The sequence below is a fragment of the Bacteroides sp. 51 genome (genome assembly GCF_010500965.1).
Classification (GTDB): Bacteria; Bacteroidota; Bacteroidia; order Bacteroidales; family Bacteroidaceae; genus Bacteroides.
On record NZ_QVMI01000015.1, the window covers coordinates 19,449 to 34,966 of the forward strand.

General features: G+C 42.2%; 14 protein-coding genes. 8 read left to right on the forward strand and 6 right to left on the reverse strand.

Features of this window, described 5'->3' with window-relative positions:
- Window positions 1–93: 93 nt before the first annotated feature.
- From hisS to D0T87_RS12185, 4 genes are all read left to right on the forward strand, one after another.
- Window positions 94–1,446, forward strand: coding sequence for a histidine--tRNA ligase (gene hisS, locus D0T87_RS12170; RefSeq protein WP_163175408.1), 1,353 nt, complete (start codon window positions 94–96; stop codon window positions 1,444–1,446).
- A 193-nt stretch (window positions 1,447–1,639) separates the two neighbouring features.
- Window positions 1,640–1,912: a co-chaperone GroES gene (locus tag D0T87_RS12175; RefSeq protein WP_163175409.1), complete on the forward strand. Its 273-nt coding sequence runs from the start codon at window positions 1,640–1,642 to the stop codon at window positions 1,910–1,912.
- Between the two features lie 40 nt (window positions 1,913–1,952).
- On the forward strand, window positions 1,953–3,590 hold the full coding sequence (groL, locus tag D0T87_RS12180; RefSeq protein WP_163175410.1) for a chaperonin GroEL: 1,638 nt from the start codon (window positions 1,953–1,955) through the stop codon (window positions 3,588–3,590).
- Between the two features lie 232 nt (window positions 3,591–3,822).
- Entirely contained in the window at window positions 3,823–4,041 is a 219-nt protein-coding gene (locus D0T87_RS12185) for a winged helix-turn-helix domain-containing protein (RefSeq protein WP_163175411.1), read from the forward strand.
- A 90-nt stretch (window positions 4,042–4,131) separates the two neighbouring features.
- Here the strand turns inward: D0T87_RS12185 and D0T87_RS12190 are convergent, their stop codons facing one another.
- On the reverse strand, window positions 4,132–4,518 hold the full coding sequence (locus D0T87_RS12190; RefSeq protein WP_163175412.1) for a DUF6249 domain-containing protein: 387 nt from the start codon (window positions 4,516–4,518) through the stop codon (window positions 4,132–4,134).
- Window positions 4,519–4,685: 167 nt separating this feature from the next.
- On the opposite strand from D0T87_RS12190, the gene D0T87_RS12195 reads away from it, so the two are divergent.
- From D0T87_RS12195 to D0T87_RS12205, 3 genes are read left to right on the forward strand one after another with little or no spacing between them, the layout of a single operon-like run.
- Complete coding sequence (locus tag D0T87_RS12195) at window positions 4,686–5,234, forward strand: RNA polymerase sigma factor (RefSeq protein WP_163175510.1); 549 nt, start codon at window positions 4,686–4,688, stop codon at window positions 5,232–5,234.
- A 2-nt stretch (window positions 5,235–5,236) separates the two neighbouring features.
- Window positions 5,237–5,608 carry a hypothetical protein gene (locus D0T87_RS12200; protein ID WP_163175413.1) on the forward strand — a complete coding sequence of 124 codons (372 nt, stop codon included), beginning with the start codon at window positions 5,237–5,239 and terminating at the stop codon, window positions 5,606–5,608.
- A gap of 48 nt (window positions 5,609–5,656) precedes the next feature.
- The gene (locus D0T87_RS12205; RefSeq protein WP_163175414.1) at window positions 5,657–6,676 is read left to right on the forward strand and encodes a low specificity L-threonine aldolase; all 1,020 of its coding nucleotides are present in this window, start codon (window positions 5,657–5,659) and stop codon (window positions 6,674–6,676) included.
- 166 nt (window positions 6,677–6,842) lie between these two features.
- On the opposite strand, the gene D0T87_RS12210 is transcribed toward D0T87_RS12205, so the two are convergent.
- From D0T87_RS12210 to D0T87_RS12230, 5 genes are all read right to left on the reverse strand, one after another.
- Window positions 6,843–9,335 (reverse strand): glycoside hydrolase family 9 protein, encoded by a 2,493-nt coding sequence (locus D0T87_RS12210; RefSeq protein ID WP_163175415.1) that lies wholly within the window; start codon window positions 9,333–9,335, stop codon window positions 6,843–6,845.
- A 307-nt stretch (window positions 9,336–9,642) separates the two neighbouring features.
- The gene (locus D0T87_RS12215) at window positions 9,643–11,349 is read right to left on the reverse strand and encodes an acyl-CoA dehydrogenase family protein (RefSeq protein ID WP_163175416.1); all 1,707 of its coding nucleotides are present in this window, start codon (window positions 11,347–11,349) and stop codon (window positions 9,643–9,645) included.
- Window position 11,350: 1 nt separating this feature from the next.
- Window positions 11,351–12,370, reverse strand: a complete 1,020-nt coding sequence (locus D0T87_RS12220; protein WP_163175417.1) for an electron transfer flavoprotein subunit alpha/FixB family protein — start codon at window positions 12,368–12,370, stop codon at window positions 11,351–11,353.
- Window positions 12,371–12,372: 2 nt separating this feature from the next.
- Window positions 12,373–13,245, reverse strand: coding sequence for an electron transfer flavoprotein subunit beta/FixA family protein (locus D0T87_RS12225; protein ID WP_163175418.1), 873 nt, complete (start codon window positions 13,243–13,245; stop codon window positions 12,373–12,375).
- Window positions 13,246–13,382: 137 nt separating this feature from the next.
- Window positions 13,383–14,066: a hypothetical protein gene (locus D0T87_RS12230; protein WP_163175419.1), complete on the reverse strand. Its 684-nt coding sequence runs from the start codon at window positions 14,064–14,066 to the stop codon at window positions 13,383–13,385.
- A 118-nt stretch (window positions 14,067–14,184) separates the two neighbouring features.
- Between D0T87_RS12230 and D0T87_RS12235 the strand changes: the two genes are divergently transcribed.
- A complete protein-coding gene (locus D0T87_RS12235; protein ID WP_163175420.1) occupies window positions 14,185–14,853 on the forward strand; it encodes a DUF2490 domain-containing protein in 669 nt (222 codons plus the stop codon).
- Window positions 14,854–15,518: the final 665 nt, after the last annotated feature.

Sequence of the window (15,518 nt, forward strand, 5' to 3'; positions counted from 1 at the left end):
TTAACGTAGAAAGTCGGCGTGTTTAACAAGAAATTTCAGGTACTTTTTCGCTATAAATTACTACCTTTGCGGCTTAATTTAATAAAAAGAATTATGGCAGCTAAACCCAGTATACCTAAAGGAACGCGTGATTTCTCTCCTGTAGAGATGGCTAAACGTAACTATATATTTAACACCATTCGCGACGTATATCATCTTTATGGATTCCAGCAAATAGAAACACCTTCTATGGAGATGCTCTCTACACTGATGGGAAAGTACGGTGAAGAAGGAGATAAGTTGCTTTTCAAGATTCAAAATTCGGGTGATTATTTTTCGGGTATTACAGATGAAGAACTGCTTAGCCGTGATGCTATAAAACTGGCCAGCAAATTCTGCGAAAAAGGGCTTCGTTACGACTTAACTGTTCCTTTCGCCCGGTATGTAGTGATGCACCGTGATGAAATTAATTTTCCTTTCAAACGCTATCAGATTCAACCGGTTTGGCGTGCCGATCGTCCGCAGAAAGGACGCTACCGTGAATTCTATCAATGCGACGCCGATGTTGTTGGCAGTGACTCTTTGTTGAATGAAGTAGAACTGATGCAGATTGTAGATCAAGTATTTACCCGTTTCGGTATTCGGGTTTGCATCAAGATCAATAACCGTAAAATACTTACCGGTATTGCCGAAATTATAGGCGAAGCTGATAAAATTGTCGATATAACTGTAGCTATTGACAAACTGGACAAGATCGGACTGGAGAATGTAAACAAGGAACTATCAGGCAAAGGAATCAGCGATGAAGCCATAGCAAAACTGCAACCCATCATTTTATTGAGTGGAACCAATTCAGAAAAAATTAAAAAGTTGAAGCAAATATTAAAAAGTTCTCCTATAGGTCTGAAAGGTATAGAAGAAACTCATTATATAATTAGCAATTATAGAAAGAGAAATATTGATTTTGATTTATCTTTAGCACGTGGTTTAAATTATTATACCGGAGCTATTTTTGAGGTTAAAGCACTGGGTGTACAGATTGGAAGTATCACCGGTGGTGGTCGGTATGACAATTTGACAGGTGTGTTCGGAATGTCAGGTGTATCCGGAGTAGGTATCTCATTTGGAGCCGACCGTATCTTCGATGTATTAAACCAATTAGACTTATATCCTAAAAAAGCTGTAAATGGTACCCGACTTTTCTTTGTGAATTTTGGGAATGTAGAAACCGCTTACTGTATTCCTATCTTGAAAAAAATAAGAGCTGCTGGTATTAGTGCAGAAATATTTCCGGATGCATCGAAAATGAAAAAACAAATGAGCTATGCCAATGCGAAAAACATTCCTTTTGTAGCCATTATCGGAGAAAATGAAATAGCTAAAGGAAAAGTGAGGTTGAGAAATATGAAAACAGGAAAGGAGAGATTAGTGTCGGTAGATGAACTGATCGGCTTATTACGATCGTAAACATATAACAAAGAAATTTGTTTAGCTAGGGTAGGGCTTAAAACCTACCCTCTTTTTTTGAAGTAAATCTGACAAGACGTCAGTTCATGGGGTATGAAACACTTTTGGCACAGTTTTCGCTTCACCTTTAACGTCTTGGAACAGACAACCAAAATTAATAATTTATTAATAACAATATTTAAAATTTAGAATCATGAACATTAAACCGTTAGCAGACAGAGTGCTGATACTTCCTGCACCTGCAGAAGAAAAAACTATAGGTGGTATTATTATCCCTGATACTGCAAAAGAAAAACCTTTGAAAGGTGAAGTTGTGGCAGTGGGCCAAGGTACAAAGGATGAAGAAATGGTATTGAAAGTTGGTGACACCGTTTTGTATGGCAAATATGCCGGTACTGAACTGGAAGTAGAAGGTGGTAAATACCTTATTATGCGCCAAAGTGACATCCTCGCTATCTGGGGTTAATTACATGATAAATTCATAAAACTTAAAATATAATATAGAAATGGCTAAAGAAATAGTATTCAGTCTTGAGGCTCGCGACCAACTGAAAAAAGGAGTTGACGAATTGGCTAATGCCGTAAAAGTTACATTAGGACCCAAAGGACGTAATGTAATTATCGAAAAGAAATTCGGTGCACCTCAGATCACTAAAGACGGTGTAACTGTTGCGAAAGAAATCGAATTATCAGATCCTTTCCAGAACGCAGGTGCGCAATTGGTAAAAGAAGTAGCTTCAAAAACCGGTGATGACGCTGGTGATGGTACTACCACGGCAACCGTATTGGCACAAGCTATCGTAGCAGAAGGCTTGAAGAATGTAACAGCCGGAGCAAATCCAATGGATTTGAAACGCGGTATAGATAAAGCCGTAGCTAAGGTTGTAGAATCTATCAAAGGCCAATCAGTAGAAGTTGGCGAAAACTTTGATAAGATCGAACAAGTAGCTACCATCTCTGCTAATAATGACCCTTCAATCGGTTCATTGCTGGCCGACGCTATGCGTAAAGTGTCAAAAGACGGTGTAATCACTATCGAAGAAGCAAAAGGAACAGATACAACTATCGAATTGGTAGAAGGTATGCAGTTCGACCGTGGTTACCTTTCGGCTTACTTCGTAACCAACACCGAAAAGATGGAATGTGAAATGGAAAAACCATACATTCTGATCTACGATAAAAAAATCTCGAACCTCAAAGACATGCTTCCTATCCTGGAACCAGCCGTACAAACCGGTCGCCCACTGCTTATCATCGCCGAAGATGTAGATAGCGAAGCGTTGACTACCCTGGTTGTAAACCGTCTGCGCTCTCAACTGAAGATCTGTGCCGTAAAAGCTCCCGGCTTTGGCGACAGAAGAAAAGAAATGTTGGAAGACATTGCCGTATTGACTGGCGGTCTGGTGATCAGCGAAGAAAAAGGTCTGTCGCTCGAACAAGCTACACTGGAAATGCTAGGTACTTGCGACAAAATAACCGTTTCTAAAGATAATACAACTATCGTAAACGGTGCCGGTTCGAAAGTAAATATCGAAACCCGCGTAAATCAGATCAAGTCGCAAATCAAAACCACGACTTCTGATTATGACAGAGAAAAACTTCAGGAACGTCTGGCTAAATTGTCGGGTGGTGTAGCTGTACTTTACGTAGGTGCTGCCAGCGAAGTTGAAATGAAAGAAAAGAAAGACCGTGTAGACGATGCATTGTGTGCAACCCGCGCTGCTATCGAAGAAGGTATCGTTCCTGGTGGTGGTGTAGCTTACATCCGCGCTATCGAAACCCTGGAAGGCTTGAAAGGTGACAATGCCGACGAAACTACAGGTATTGAAATCATCAAACGTGCCATCGAAGAGCCTCTTCGTCAAATCGTAGCCAACTCAGGTAAAGAAGGTGCTGTTGTTGTACAGAAAGTACGCGAAGGCAAAGCAGACTTCGGATACAATGCCCGCATGGATGTATATGAAAATATGCATGCAGCAGGTGTAGTAGACCCTGCTAAAGTAACGCGTGTAGCATTGGAAAACGCAGCTTCTATCGCCGGTATGTTCCTTACTACAGAATGTGTTATTGTAGAAAAAAAGGAAGATAAACCAGAAATGCCTATGGGAGCACCAGGCATGGGCGGAATGGGCGGCATGATGTAATAAGCCCTTTAAAATAAAGCATTTAGCTAGTAGAATATCCATCCTTTAACTCTTAAGGATGGATATTCTTGTATATAAATGTATTCAATTGTTCTATAATACCTAGAAGTTGTTATTTTGGTACTATTTATGAAAAATAGTTCTATTTTTCCTTGAAAAGTAAATTTATATCTACTAACTTTAAGGAACGAATGATATAACCTAAATTATTAACCTATTAAAGTAACGTCTAATGAATAAAAGAGAAATTGGCCTGTATGCAGGCAAAGTCTGGCGCTTGTTGGTCGACAATTCCAGATGGAGTTATACTGAGCTTAAAAGAAGGTCAGGACTAAATGACAGTCAGCTGGGGGCGGCGTTAGGATGGTTGGCGCATGAAAACAAAATTGATTTTGACCAAGATGATGAAGGAATTCACGTTTCTATGTACGTTAATGTCTATATTGGATGACGGTAGCTATAAAAGTACAAAAAACAATCTCCCGGATAAGTGAAATGAATTAAACTTATTCGGGAGATTGTTTTTCTATGACTTCCCTTTCTATTTCTTTTTGCCGATTTTTAATTCGATGAGAAAAGCCGTAATCAACCCTATCCCTCCAAATAAGAGTACGCATGAACCAATAATAAGACTACTCGTTTGTCTGAGATCCCAATTCTTATAATAGTCAATATTATTAGATATAATAAAACCGACTAATAGTCCTAAACCGATTCCCATAAGTAAGCAGCCGGCTTTTAGGGCACTGTAAGAGAAGCTGGATTGAAAATACGAATCAAGCGATAGCTTATCTGTCGGCAGTGCTGTGTTCTCACTTAGCTTATCAATAATATTAAGACGCTCGCGGCGGCAAACGAAGAGCTCAAATAACTTATAAATACCATAGGTAATGATACCTACTACTACTGGGATTACTAAATAGTTCATAATTGAAATGTTTTTTGGGTTATGTTTTTTTGTTCTTTGTTCTGTTTGACGCATACTTCTCCGGAAGGTTACACTTTTTTCTTTTTACTTGCTTCCTTATTATACTTTTTAATTATGTTTGCACGAAAGCGTAACCTTTCTCCGGAACCTGCGTCTAACTGGATATGATGAAACACACAGATGAGAATACCTGTATAAAAAGGATCTTGAATGGAGAAACGGAGCTATTTGCTTATTTTCTCGATCGCTATAGCCGTCCTCTTTATTCGCTCATCATACAGATTGTTTCATCGCCGGAGGATACGGAGGAGTTATTGCAGGATGTTTTCCTGAAAGCATTTCAGTCTCTGGGTAGTTACCGTGGAGGCTCAAGCTTCTCTACCTGGTTGTATCGCATTGCATATAATAAAGCAATATCGGCCACACGCAAGCAGAAGAATGAATGCTTTTATATAGAAGAAAGTGTGATTAATAATGTATCGGATGATGAGGCTGAACATATTATGATACTTTCGGATAATGAAGAACAGCTTCTCAAACTGTCTCATGCCATTGGGCTATTGAATGCAGATGAGAAAGCCCTGATCACCTTATTCTATTATGAAGAAAAATCAATAGAAGAGGTTGCGTTGATATTTGCATGGACTCAGGTAAATGTAAAAGTCAAATTACATCGTATTCGCAAGAAACTGTATGTGTTAATGAATGGGAGATGAGTATGGAAACAAAGAAAGATAACCATATTGCTTTAAAGAAAGCATTGGAAGCTCGAACAGGCCATGGTTTGCCATCGAATTTCAATTACCGGATGATGAACCGTATCCGCCTGGAAGCAGAAAGGCAGCGGAAACGCCGCAGGTTTATCAGTTGGATGTCGTTAATACTTGGTGCACTTTCGTTACTGGGTATTGGTCTTTATGTAGTGGTAGATTATATGGAATTTAATCTCACGCATCATCTGCCTGAAATTGAGAAACTACCATTCGATGAACTTGCTGCATTCTATTGGTATATAGCTTCATTAGTATTCATATTATTAGGATTTGACTATTGGATGAGAAAGCGGAGAAGAAAAACAACACACGAATAGTTTTTTCCCGAAGATTTGTTTTCCTTTGCAGGAAAATAAATAGTGAATATGAGAAGCTTTGCATCAGATAATAATTCGGGCGTCCATCCGTTGGTGATGGAAGCGCTTCAAGAAGCAAACAAAAACCATGCAGTAGGCTATGGAGATGACCCGTGGACAAAAGAAGCCGTAGCCCAAATAAAAGAGGCTTTTACCCCCGACTGTGAACCTGTATTTGTATTTAACGGAACAGGCAGTAATATTGTGGCATTACAGTTGATGACACGGCCTTATCATTCAATTCTTTGTGCAGAAACAGCACATATATATGTTGATGAGTGTGGAGGACCGGTTAAGAGCACCGGTTGCCAGATACGCCCTGTTGCAACCGAAGATGGCAAACTAACTCCTGAACTTATCATGCCATATCTACACGGCTTTGGCGATCAACACCATTCGCAACCAGGTGTGATTTATTTGTCCCAATGCACAGAACTGGGAACGATATACACTCCGCAGGAATTAAAAGCAATCACTACATTGGCCCATCAATATGGAATGCGTGTACACATGGATGGTGCCCGTATTGCCAATGCTTGTGCTGCATTGAATCTTTCCTTGCGTGAATTGACTGTCAGTTGCGGCATAGATGTATTGAGCTTCGGCGGCACAAAGAATGGGCTAATGATGGGAGAGTGCGTTGTCATTTTCGATGCATCTTTAAAGGAAGAAGCTTTGTTTGTCCGCAAGCAGTCTGCACAACTGGCATCTAAGATGCGTTATCTATCCTGCCAGTTTACAGCTTATCTTAAGGATGAATTGTGGCTGAAGAATGCAATGCATGCCAATGCAATGGCGATGAAACTGTATCAGGTTCTAAAGGATTTCCCCGGAGTACGTTTTACGCAGAAAGTAGAAAGTAATCAGTTGTTTCTAACTATGCCGCGCCCGGTAATCGATAAATTGCTTCAATCTTATTTTTTCTATTTCTGGAATGAAGAGGCGAATGAGATTCGTCTGGTCACTTCTTTTGATACTACAGAGCAGGATATAGAGGCTTTTATACATGAATTGAATGCGAGTAAATAATTCAATGCCTTGAGTTATTCCGATAAAAAGTCCGCGCCTTCACAGGTGCGGACTTCTTCATGTATTCACATCCTCTTGGGGGTGGGATGTGATCATTCACTGAAAACAATCAGTGCTTTTACCCTAAATACCGAATGAAATAAACTAACCTTTAAAAACTTACAAGTTATATACCTACGGATTCTCGTAGGGGTACGAATGAATATCCTTTCTTCTTCAATGTTTTGATCATTCTATCCAGATGCCCGTTATAAAACTTATCTATCCGCTTGTCATCTGTTCCAAAATGAATCAACATTAAGTGCCCGTTTAATCCTTCCTTACTTTCCACTGACATTACTTTTTCATAGATTTCCTTACTGCTGCGATAATTCTTCATATCCGGTGTAGTGTAATCTGCATTGGTCAGTGTGCCGGCTGTAAAGTTCATGAGTTGTAATCCCAGTGCTTTGGTCCAGGCTGATATTTCTGCATTATAATGCTCATAGGGTGGCACAAAAAGAGGAGCATCTATGTAGGGGATACCAGCTTCTTCGAGTTGCTTATAATTCTTCATCAGGTCTTCTGTAAATTCTTCACGACTGATCAATGTTTTATTGCGGTCTTCCCATGAGCAGTATAACGGATGCCCATAACTGTGTGCGCCAATATAATGCCCTTCTGCTTTAAGTCGTTGTACAACTGCGGGGTATAGATTGAAGAAATCTCCGGTAAAGAAGAAACCGCCTTTTATACCATGTTTCTTTAAGATGCTAATGATTGCATCTGCACCATCTGCTTTATCGGCAGCGGTAAATATAAGTGTGATCTGCTTTTTGGATGGGTCGGTACGTACAATCCCATTGTCTCTGTATATGTTCTTATCGGTAGTTGTACCTGCTGCTTTCATTCCGTCTTTTTGCAAAGAAGAAAGATAGTAGGTAAGACATGCCGTGCCGTCCATGGTCGGTTCATTTGTGGAGTAATCATGAATGCCATCATGGTAAACCATTAATCCGGGTTGGAAACGGGCGTAATCTTCACCGCCGTCCAGCATTACTCCTCGGAGATTGCGGAATATATTTGTGTATACTGGCCCATCTACAATGCCGCCGGTTGTATTCCCAAGTCCGGCATTCAGATAAGAAGAGTGCGGTTGTGTCGGGTAATCGCCCCAAAGAGGCAGTTCTACGATCATGCTCGTTCCCCAAGGGTTGCAGCCAAAGAGCCAGTCGCGCATGGCAGCTTCCATCTCTTCGTATGTATTATCTCCGGTCAGTTCGCGGTATAACCGGCATTGGGTGAGCATGGCTGTGGTCAGGTTGTTGGAGCACCAAATGTACGGAATACCATGCATGAAGGGGCTTTGGACCGCTTTCTCGTAGGTACGATGAACGCCAGCCCGCATGTTGCGGATAAATTCATCGCTGAGTCGTTTGTCTCCGGCTTTGGCAATCTGATAATGCCCCATATTCATGAATGGATACCATTGGTAGTGGCGGGCACTATCGGCTCCCATCCACGGAGTTACCGGTTCGCGGCGGCCATATTCTACAGCTTGATCCAGATATTTGTTATCACCTGTTTTATTGAATAGTTCCATAGCTCCCAATTCCATATCGTCTACCCAGTTGTCTTCTTCATAAATATAGGGCGATTTGACTGAGGCAGTCTGGCAAGCTCCGGGAAATTGAACACCATGTTGATAAGCATCATCTGCTTTGGCTCCGATTTCTTTGGCAAATTCAGGATAGAAATCTTTCAGGATTTCCGAACCTAGAGCAAAACAGGAAGCAAACTTTCCGGCTGTACTGGCCACGCCTGTTGTGGCATTCATAAACTGTCCACGTACTTGTTTCTCGCCACTACAGAAGTAAACCGGGCGGCCTTCTCCCGGGCCATAACCATAATCTACTTTATCGTGGTTTGGAAGGCGCATGCCTGCATGGTCGCGGTCATCGGCTATCTGGTTATACATTTCGCCTTTCTCGGGATTCATGCGATTTAGCCAGTCAAGTCCCCACTTAATTTCATCTACAATGTCGGGAATTCCATTTGCACCAGGTAGACCGTGTGCATCGTAAGCATCGCCAAATGATTCGGGATTCTGCTGATAAGCAAACATCATTTGGTAAATGGCATTAGCCGAGGTAGTGGTGTACTGTAAATAATCGGTAGCGTCGTGCCAGCCGCCACGCACATCAAGAGGTTGCCCGGTTTTGGTTGGGTGGTAGATGATGTAGGCGTCATGTACGTGGCAGCTGTCTTTAAGGAAGGGATTGTACCCGCATCTTTGCTGGCGCATATAGTTTAGTAAGAAGTCGGCTGTTCCGTTATATACTTGATTATTAATAGCAAACTGTGGCGATTTAGCCTGACCGGCTTTAAGATAGAAAGTGCCGGATTGCTTGAAGTTACTGAAGTCTAAACGATAGGTTACTGCCATTTGCCCAATGGAACCGGATGGCTTAAGGGATGTAAATGTATGTACTACCTGTCCTGTAAAGGCATCAATAAGAGCAAAGTTATTAAGATTTGTTTGTTCCTCACTCATGAAAACTGCCACCTTTCTGGAGTCGGGTAAGTATCCAAGTTGGTTAATACGTATCCATGACTCTGCCTGGGCCTGAGAAGTGATGAACAATAGAGCTGTTACTAGAAGCCAATAGTTTAGTCTCATAATAGCTTAATATTTAAGGTTGGTAACTGTTTATCGGGATGTGATAATGCAAATAAAATGAATAATATTTAATAAAGGAATGCTTTAGTCGTGATATTAAATGTCGTTAGTTATTATTTGACTATTTTTAGAAATGAGGAAACATGAAAAAATGTTATGATGTGATGTGGGGCGTGTAGTTCATTGATGTTCTGTTTGCGTTTTGATTCGTTTGCATTTATTAAGGATTTGTCTATTGTACTTAATATAGAAAGCCTGACCCATAATGAAACAGGTCAGGCTTTATTTTGTAAGAGACTTGGCTTAATTACTTTCTGTAATAAGCTAAATCGTCTTTATCAAACTTACGGATGAAGTTGATGTGTTTTTCCACCTCAGCTTCGGCATAGCGAATGAATACCTGAGCAGAAGTTCCAAACAGTTCGGCATTCACTGTAGCGTCTTGAAGAAGCAGGTGGCCCATGATAGTATAAGCAGCCATCTCAACCAGGCGGCGTGCACAGAAGTCAAGTAATTCCTGATCTTTATCTTCTGTAACTTGCTCTACAGCGGCGGCATATTTGCTTGCCATATCTTTCAGGCGGTTTTTCAAGCCTTCCAGTTCGGGAGCAACTTCCATTGCTTCGTATTCGCGCAGACGGTTCAGGTATGCTCCGGTTGTTACGTAGCGGATAGCAGCCACAACTTGCAACTGGGTAGTTCCTTCATAGATTGAAGTAATACGTGCATCACGGTAAATACGTTCGCAAGCATAATCTTTCATGAAGCCCGATCCACCATGTATCTGGATACAGTCGTAGCCGTTTTGATTTGCATATTCACTGGAGATACCTTTGGATAGCGGAGTAAAACTATCGGCCATTTTAGCAAATAGTTTTTGCTCTTGTCTTTCTTCCGGAGTCAGTTTGCGTTCTTTGGCGATATCATCAAGTGCTTTGTATACATCAACGAAACGGGTTGTTTCGTAAAGCAGGGCACGTGAAGCATCAAGCTTGGCTTTCATTAATGAAAGAATTTCGGCTACAGCAGGGAATTCAATGATAGCTTTACCGAACTGTTTACGATCTTTAGCATAAGCCAATGCTTCGTTGTAAGCAGCTTGCGAAAGTCCTACGGATTGTGCAGCGATACCCAGACGGGCACCGTTCATTAAAGCCATTACGTACTTGATAAGACCCAGTTTGCGGTCGCCACAAAGTTCTGCTTTAGCGTTTTTGTATACCAATTCGCAAGTAGGAGAGCCTTTGATACCCATTTTGTTTTCAATACGACGCACATTAACGCCACCGTTACGTTTGTCATAAATGAACATGGAAAGACCACGACCATCGCGTGTGCCTTCTTCCGAGCGGGCAAGTACAAGGTGAATATCTGCATCACCGTTGGTAATGAAACGCTTTACGCCGTTCAGGTACCAGCATTGATCTTTTTCGCTGTATGTTGCTTTGAGCATTACAGCTTGAAGGTCCGAACCGGCGTCAGGCTCTGTTAAGTCCATAGACATGGTTTCGCCTGCACAAACACGGGTGATATAGCGTTGTTTCTGGTCTTCGTTTGCGAATTCGTAGATGGTTTCCGCACAGTCCTGAAGTCCCCAAAGGTTTTCAAATCCTGCGTCGGCGCTACTTACCATATCGGCAGCCATCATATAAGGTACATTACAGAAGTTCAAACCACCGTAACGGCGAGGCATAGCCATACCCATCAGTCCGGCTTTGGTTGTAGCATCCAAGTTTTGTGTAGTTCCGGCTGCATATGTTACGCGGCCATTTGCAACGGTCGGACCATCGTGGTCAACGCCTTCTGCATTTGGTGCAATGGTTTCGGTACAGATTTCTCCGATGATTTCCAACACCTTGTCGTAGCTGTCTATTGCATCTTCGAAGTCTACCGGAGCATAATCAAATTTATTCTTGTCGGCATAGTTGCGCTCTTTGAGCTCAACAATTCTCTTCATCAGCGGATGAGAGAGGTAATGCCGTAGTTCAGGAGTATCTAAATAAAAATTAGCCATCTTACTTACTATTTGCTTTATAATACTTAATCATTTTCGGAACAACTTCTTCGATCGCTCCATTTATCACATAGTCGGCTATGGTATTGATAGGAGCGTCAGCATCATTGTTGATTGAAATGATCATTGAGCTTTCCTGCATACCTGCGATGTGCTGGATTTGTCCTGAGATACCGCAAGCGATATATAGTTTAGGACGTACAGTTACACCGGTTTGTCCGATTTGGCGGTCGTGATCGGCAAAGCCTGCATCGACAGCGGCACGGCTGGCGCCTACTTCTGCGTTCAATACTTTTGCCAGGTCAAATAATAAGTTGAAGTTTTCTTTAGAACCTACACCGTATCCACCGGCAATTACGATTGGCGAACCTTTGAGGTTATGCTTCGCTTTTTCTACATGGCGTTCGATTACGTTTACGATGAAGTCTGAATCGGAAACATAGTCTTTTACTTCGTGTTTCACCACTTCTCCTTTATAAGTAGGAGAAAGGATTTCTTTCTTCATCACACCTTCGCGTACGGTTGCCATCTGTGGGCGGTGCTCGGGGTTGATGATGGTTGCCACGATGTTGCCACCGAATGCAGGGCGGATTTGATATAGAAGGTCTTTGTAAGTAATTCCAGCTTTTTTGTCTTCGTGGTCACCGATTTCCAGAGATGTACAGTCGGCTGTCAAACCGCTGTGAAGTGCCGATGATACGCGTGGACCTAAGTCGCGGCCGATCACGGTAGCACCCATCAGACAGATCTGGGGTTGTTCTTCCTGGAACAGTTTAACGAGTACGGATGTATGTGGAAGTGAAGTATAGGGGTAAAGTCCTTTGCCGTCGAAAACGTGGAGTTTGTCTACTCCGTAAGGAAATACCTGGTTTTCAATATCTTTTAGATTCGTTCCGATTACAATAGCTTCGAGCTGGCATTTCAACTGATTAGCTAACGAACGGCCTTTCGTAAGAAGTTCGAGGCTGACATCAACCACGTTTCCTTCTTCTATTTCGCAGTATACAAATAAGTTATTCATAATTATCCAATCGTATGGTTAGCTAATAGTTCAACAATCAGGTCTTCTATATCGCGGTCGGCGGCGGTAAGCGTTTTGCTTTCTTTTGCCTGGAAAACGATGTTCTGGATGGTTTTCACTTTGGTAGGCGAGCCCGAGAGTCCGCATTGTGCAACATCACCGTTTACATCGCTTACGCTCCACTCTTCCAGATTGAGGTAGTCGCATCTGTCGTAGAGGTTGGTGTAATCCAGGTCGCCTTGTTGTTTTTCGGTAACTGTCTTAGCATGTTTGTATTTCATGATAAGTTTGGCGTTACGCGGACGACAGGAAGCGGCCGAGCCGTTTACTGTAAGTACGATTGGAAGTGGTCCTTCTACTGTTTCGATACCACCGTCGATATGACGTTTTACGGTGATCTTACCGTTTTCTACTTTTAGGATTTCTTCTGTGTAAGTGATTTGTGTTAATCCCAGTTTTTCTGCAACCTGAGGACCAACCTGAGCTGTGTCGCCATCAATGGCCTGACGTCCGCCGATGATGATATCGAAATCACCGATCTTTTTAATAGCGGTTGCCAAGGCGTAGGATGTGGCCAGTGTATCCGCTCCGGCAAAGGCGCGGTCGGTCAGCAAGTATCCATTGTCTGCACCGCGGTAAAGTCCTTCACGAATAATTTCGGCTGCACGTCCCGGTCCCATGGTAAGCATGGTGATGGTTGAGCCTGGGTGAGCGTCTTTCAGTCGAAGAGCTTGTTCGAGAGCGTTCAAGTCTTCGGGGTTGAAGATCGCAGGGAGAGCTGCACGGTTGATTGTTCCGTCAGCTTTCATGGCATCTTTCCCAACGTTGCGTGTGTCGGGAACTTGTTTTGCCAGTACAACAATTTTCAAACTCATGTTCTTAATTATATTTGGTATTAGTATTTTGATAGTCGTTTCAACTAACAGCCTGCAAATTTAAACAAACACTTTGTTCTGCAAAGAAATAGAAACGAAAAAATGCACATATTTAAGGTTTTTGAGCAATTCTGTGCTTATAAACTGATTCCAAACACAAAGAAAGCCTTCTTTTCGTATGGGTTTACTCCGGCCTGGCCGAATATGGGAAAGGAGAAAGTATCTGTAATGCGAATCTCTTTGCTTGCTTTCAGTGCTATATTCGTTACATTCAGTTTATCGGCGTACATGCCTTCCCAGGGGGTGATTCCGGCTTCGATCTCAAAATCTATATCTTTAAAGGTGAATGGGTATTTCAGTTCGATGTAGCTGGAATATGCTCTTTTGTCATTTTCTTTATAGTCGTTTCCGGCTATGAGGGTGTACCAGCCGAGGGATAGGGGGAGCTTTTCGCTGAGTGTATAGATCAGTCCGGCGTCAAGAATATGTCCGGTGGTACGTGGAGAGTAGCTGAAGTAGTTTGATTTCTCGTCGTCGTTCTGCGTATAGATGTCGTTGAGGTGGAACATGAGGTTCTTATACTCATAGGTCAGGGTGAGGTCCAGCTCGTTGTTTTCGTCTTTTAACTCGGTAGAACCCCAGGCGGAGATGGAGAATCCGCCGGCTTCCAGTCCGATGGTGGGTTGTATGGCGGCGTTGCCGTTCTTCATACCGCGCCACATGTAACTGCTAACGAAATCGGCTCCGATAAAGAAGTCTTGTGCTGTAACAGAGAAGCATAAACACAGGAGGGCTACGATAGTTAATACTGTTTTTTTCATCTTGTTGGTTCTTGGTTTGAGGCTGCAAATATAAGGAATTACTGATAAAAACATGTTGTTTTACCGTTTTTGTACAGAATTAAGCGTTATCTTAGGCGGCGTAATTAGTGGAAAGAAGATGAAGAGAAGTGTATTTTTGCTTTCGCTCGTGTTGTTATTTGCCGGTAATCTGGGTGCTCAGAATGACGACTTTGGTGTGTGGACATCGGTAGGTGCTACAAAGAATTTGTTTGCCGGACTGGAGGCTTCGGTGGAGGGGGAGGTCCGTACTCGCGATGATGTGGGGGCAATAGACCGATGGTCGGGTACGGTGGGCTTGTCATACAAGGTGTGCAATTTTCTTAAGGTTGGCGGCGATTATGTTTTTATACGTTATAACCACGTCAGGCGCGGATGGGAAACGGGGCATCGGTATAATTTGTATGCAACGGGTTCGTATACGTGGAAGGTGTTTACCTTGTCGTTGCGCGAAAGATATCAGCATACGTATAAGCGGGGTGTGCCGGGCACTGATACGAGTGCAAATCCTGCGGATATATTCCGTTCGAGGTTGCAACTTGCTTATGATATAAAGAATTCTGCCTTCAAACCTTATGCGTCTATGGAGTTGTTTCACCGGTTGAACGATCCGCAGAATAATGGGTTGGATAAGATTCGTTATACTCTGGGCACGGAGTATAAATTGAATGAAAGAAGTACATTTAATGTATATTACCGCTACGAGACGGTAAGGGATGATGATCCTAATCTGCACATTCTGGGTATAGGATATGCCATTAAGTTATAGGAAATCGCTTAACATAGTTATTAAGGATGAATGCTTGAGATAGCTTCGTTTACTTCTTGACAGAAATGACATTTTGATAATAGAATGGAGTGGTAATCGCATATTCAGGGCTTGGGGCAGAAAGGGAAGGAAAAATGGCAAAAGAATTGGGTTTGCGGAAATCAATAGGATTCGAATTTGTGGAATTGGCTATCTAAATGTCCTTAATGTAATAAAACGGGTTTCAAACAATTGTGCATATTGAGATAAATATAGCAAATGCACACTTCAATTGCTTCGCTTAAAACAGACCAACCAGAGAATAAAAATCTATAAACTAAAACACGCTAAACACTTGAGCCGCGTGCTGTCGATACTTGAGCGCTTGACTGTCGATACTTGAGCGCTTGATTGTTGATACTTGAGCCGCGTGCTGCCAGCAGTACGCGGCTCAAGTGTAGAAATTATCGCGCTGGGGCACTTCCAAATATCAATAATACACTGCATAAGCAAGCCTAAGACGTGTTTTTAACATCTCATTGACGGTTTTTTAAAAGTTTACGTGTAATCAGAATGGGGCAAATGCTGTCTTTTTGATCTGGTTTTACTTGTATTTGCGACTTGGTGGTTAAAATGCCCTCATTCTCAATCTTAAACCCCATCTTTACCTTCCTGACTACCTGGTT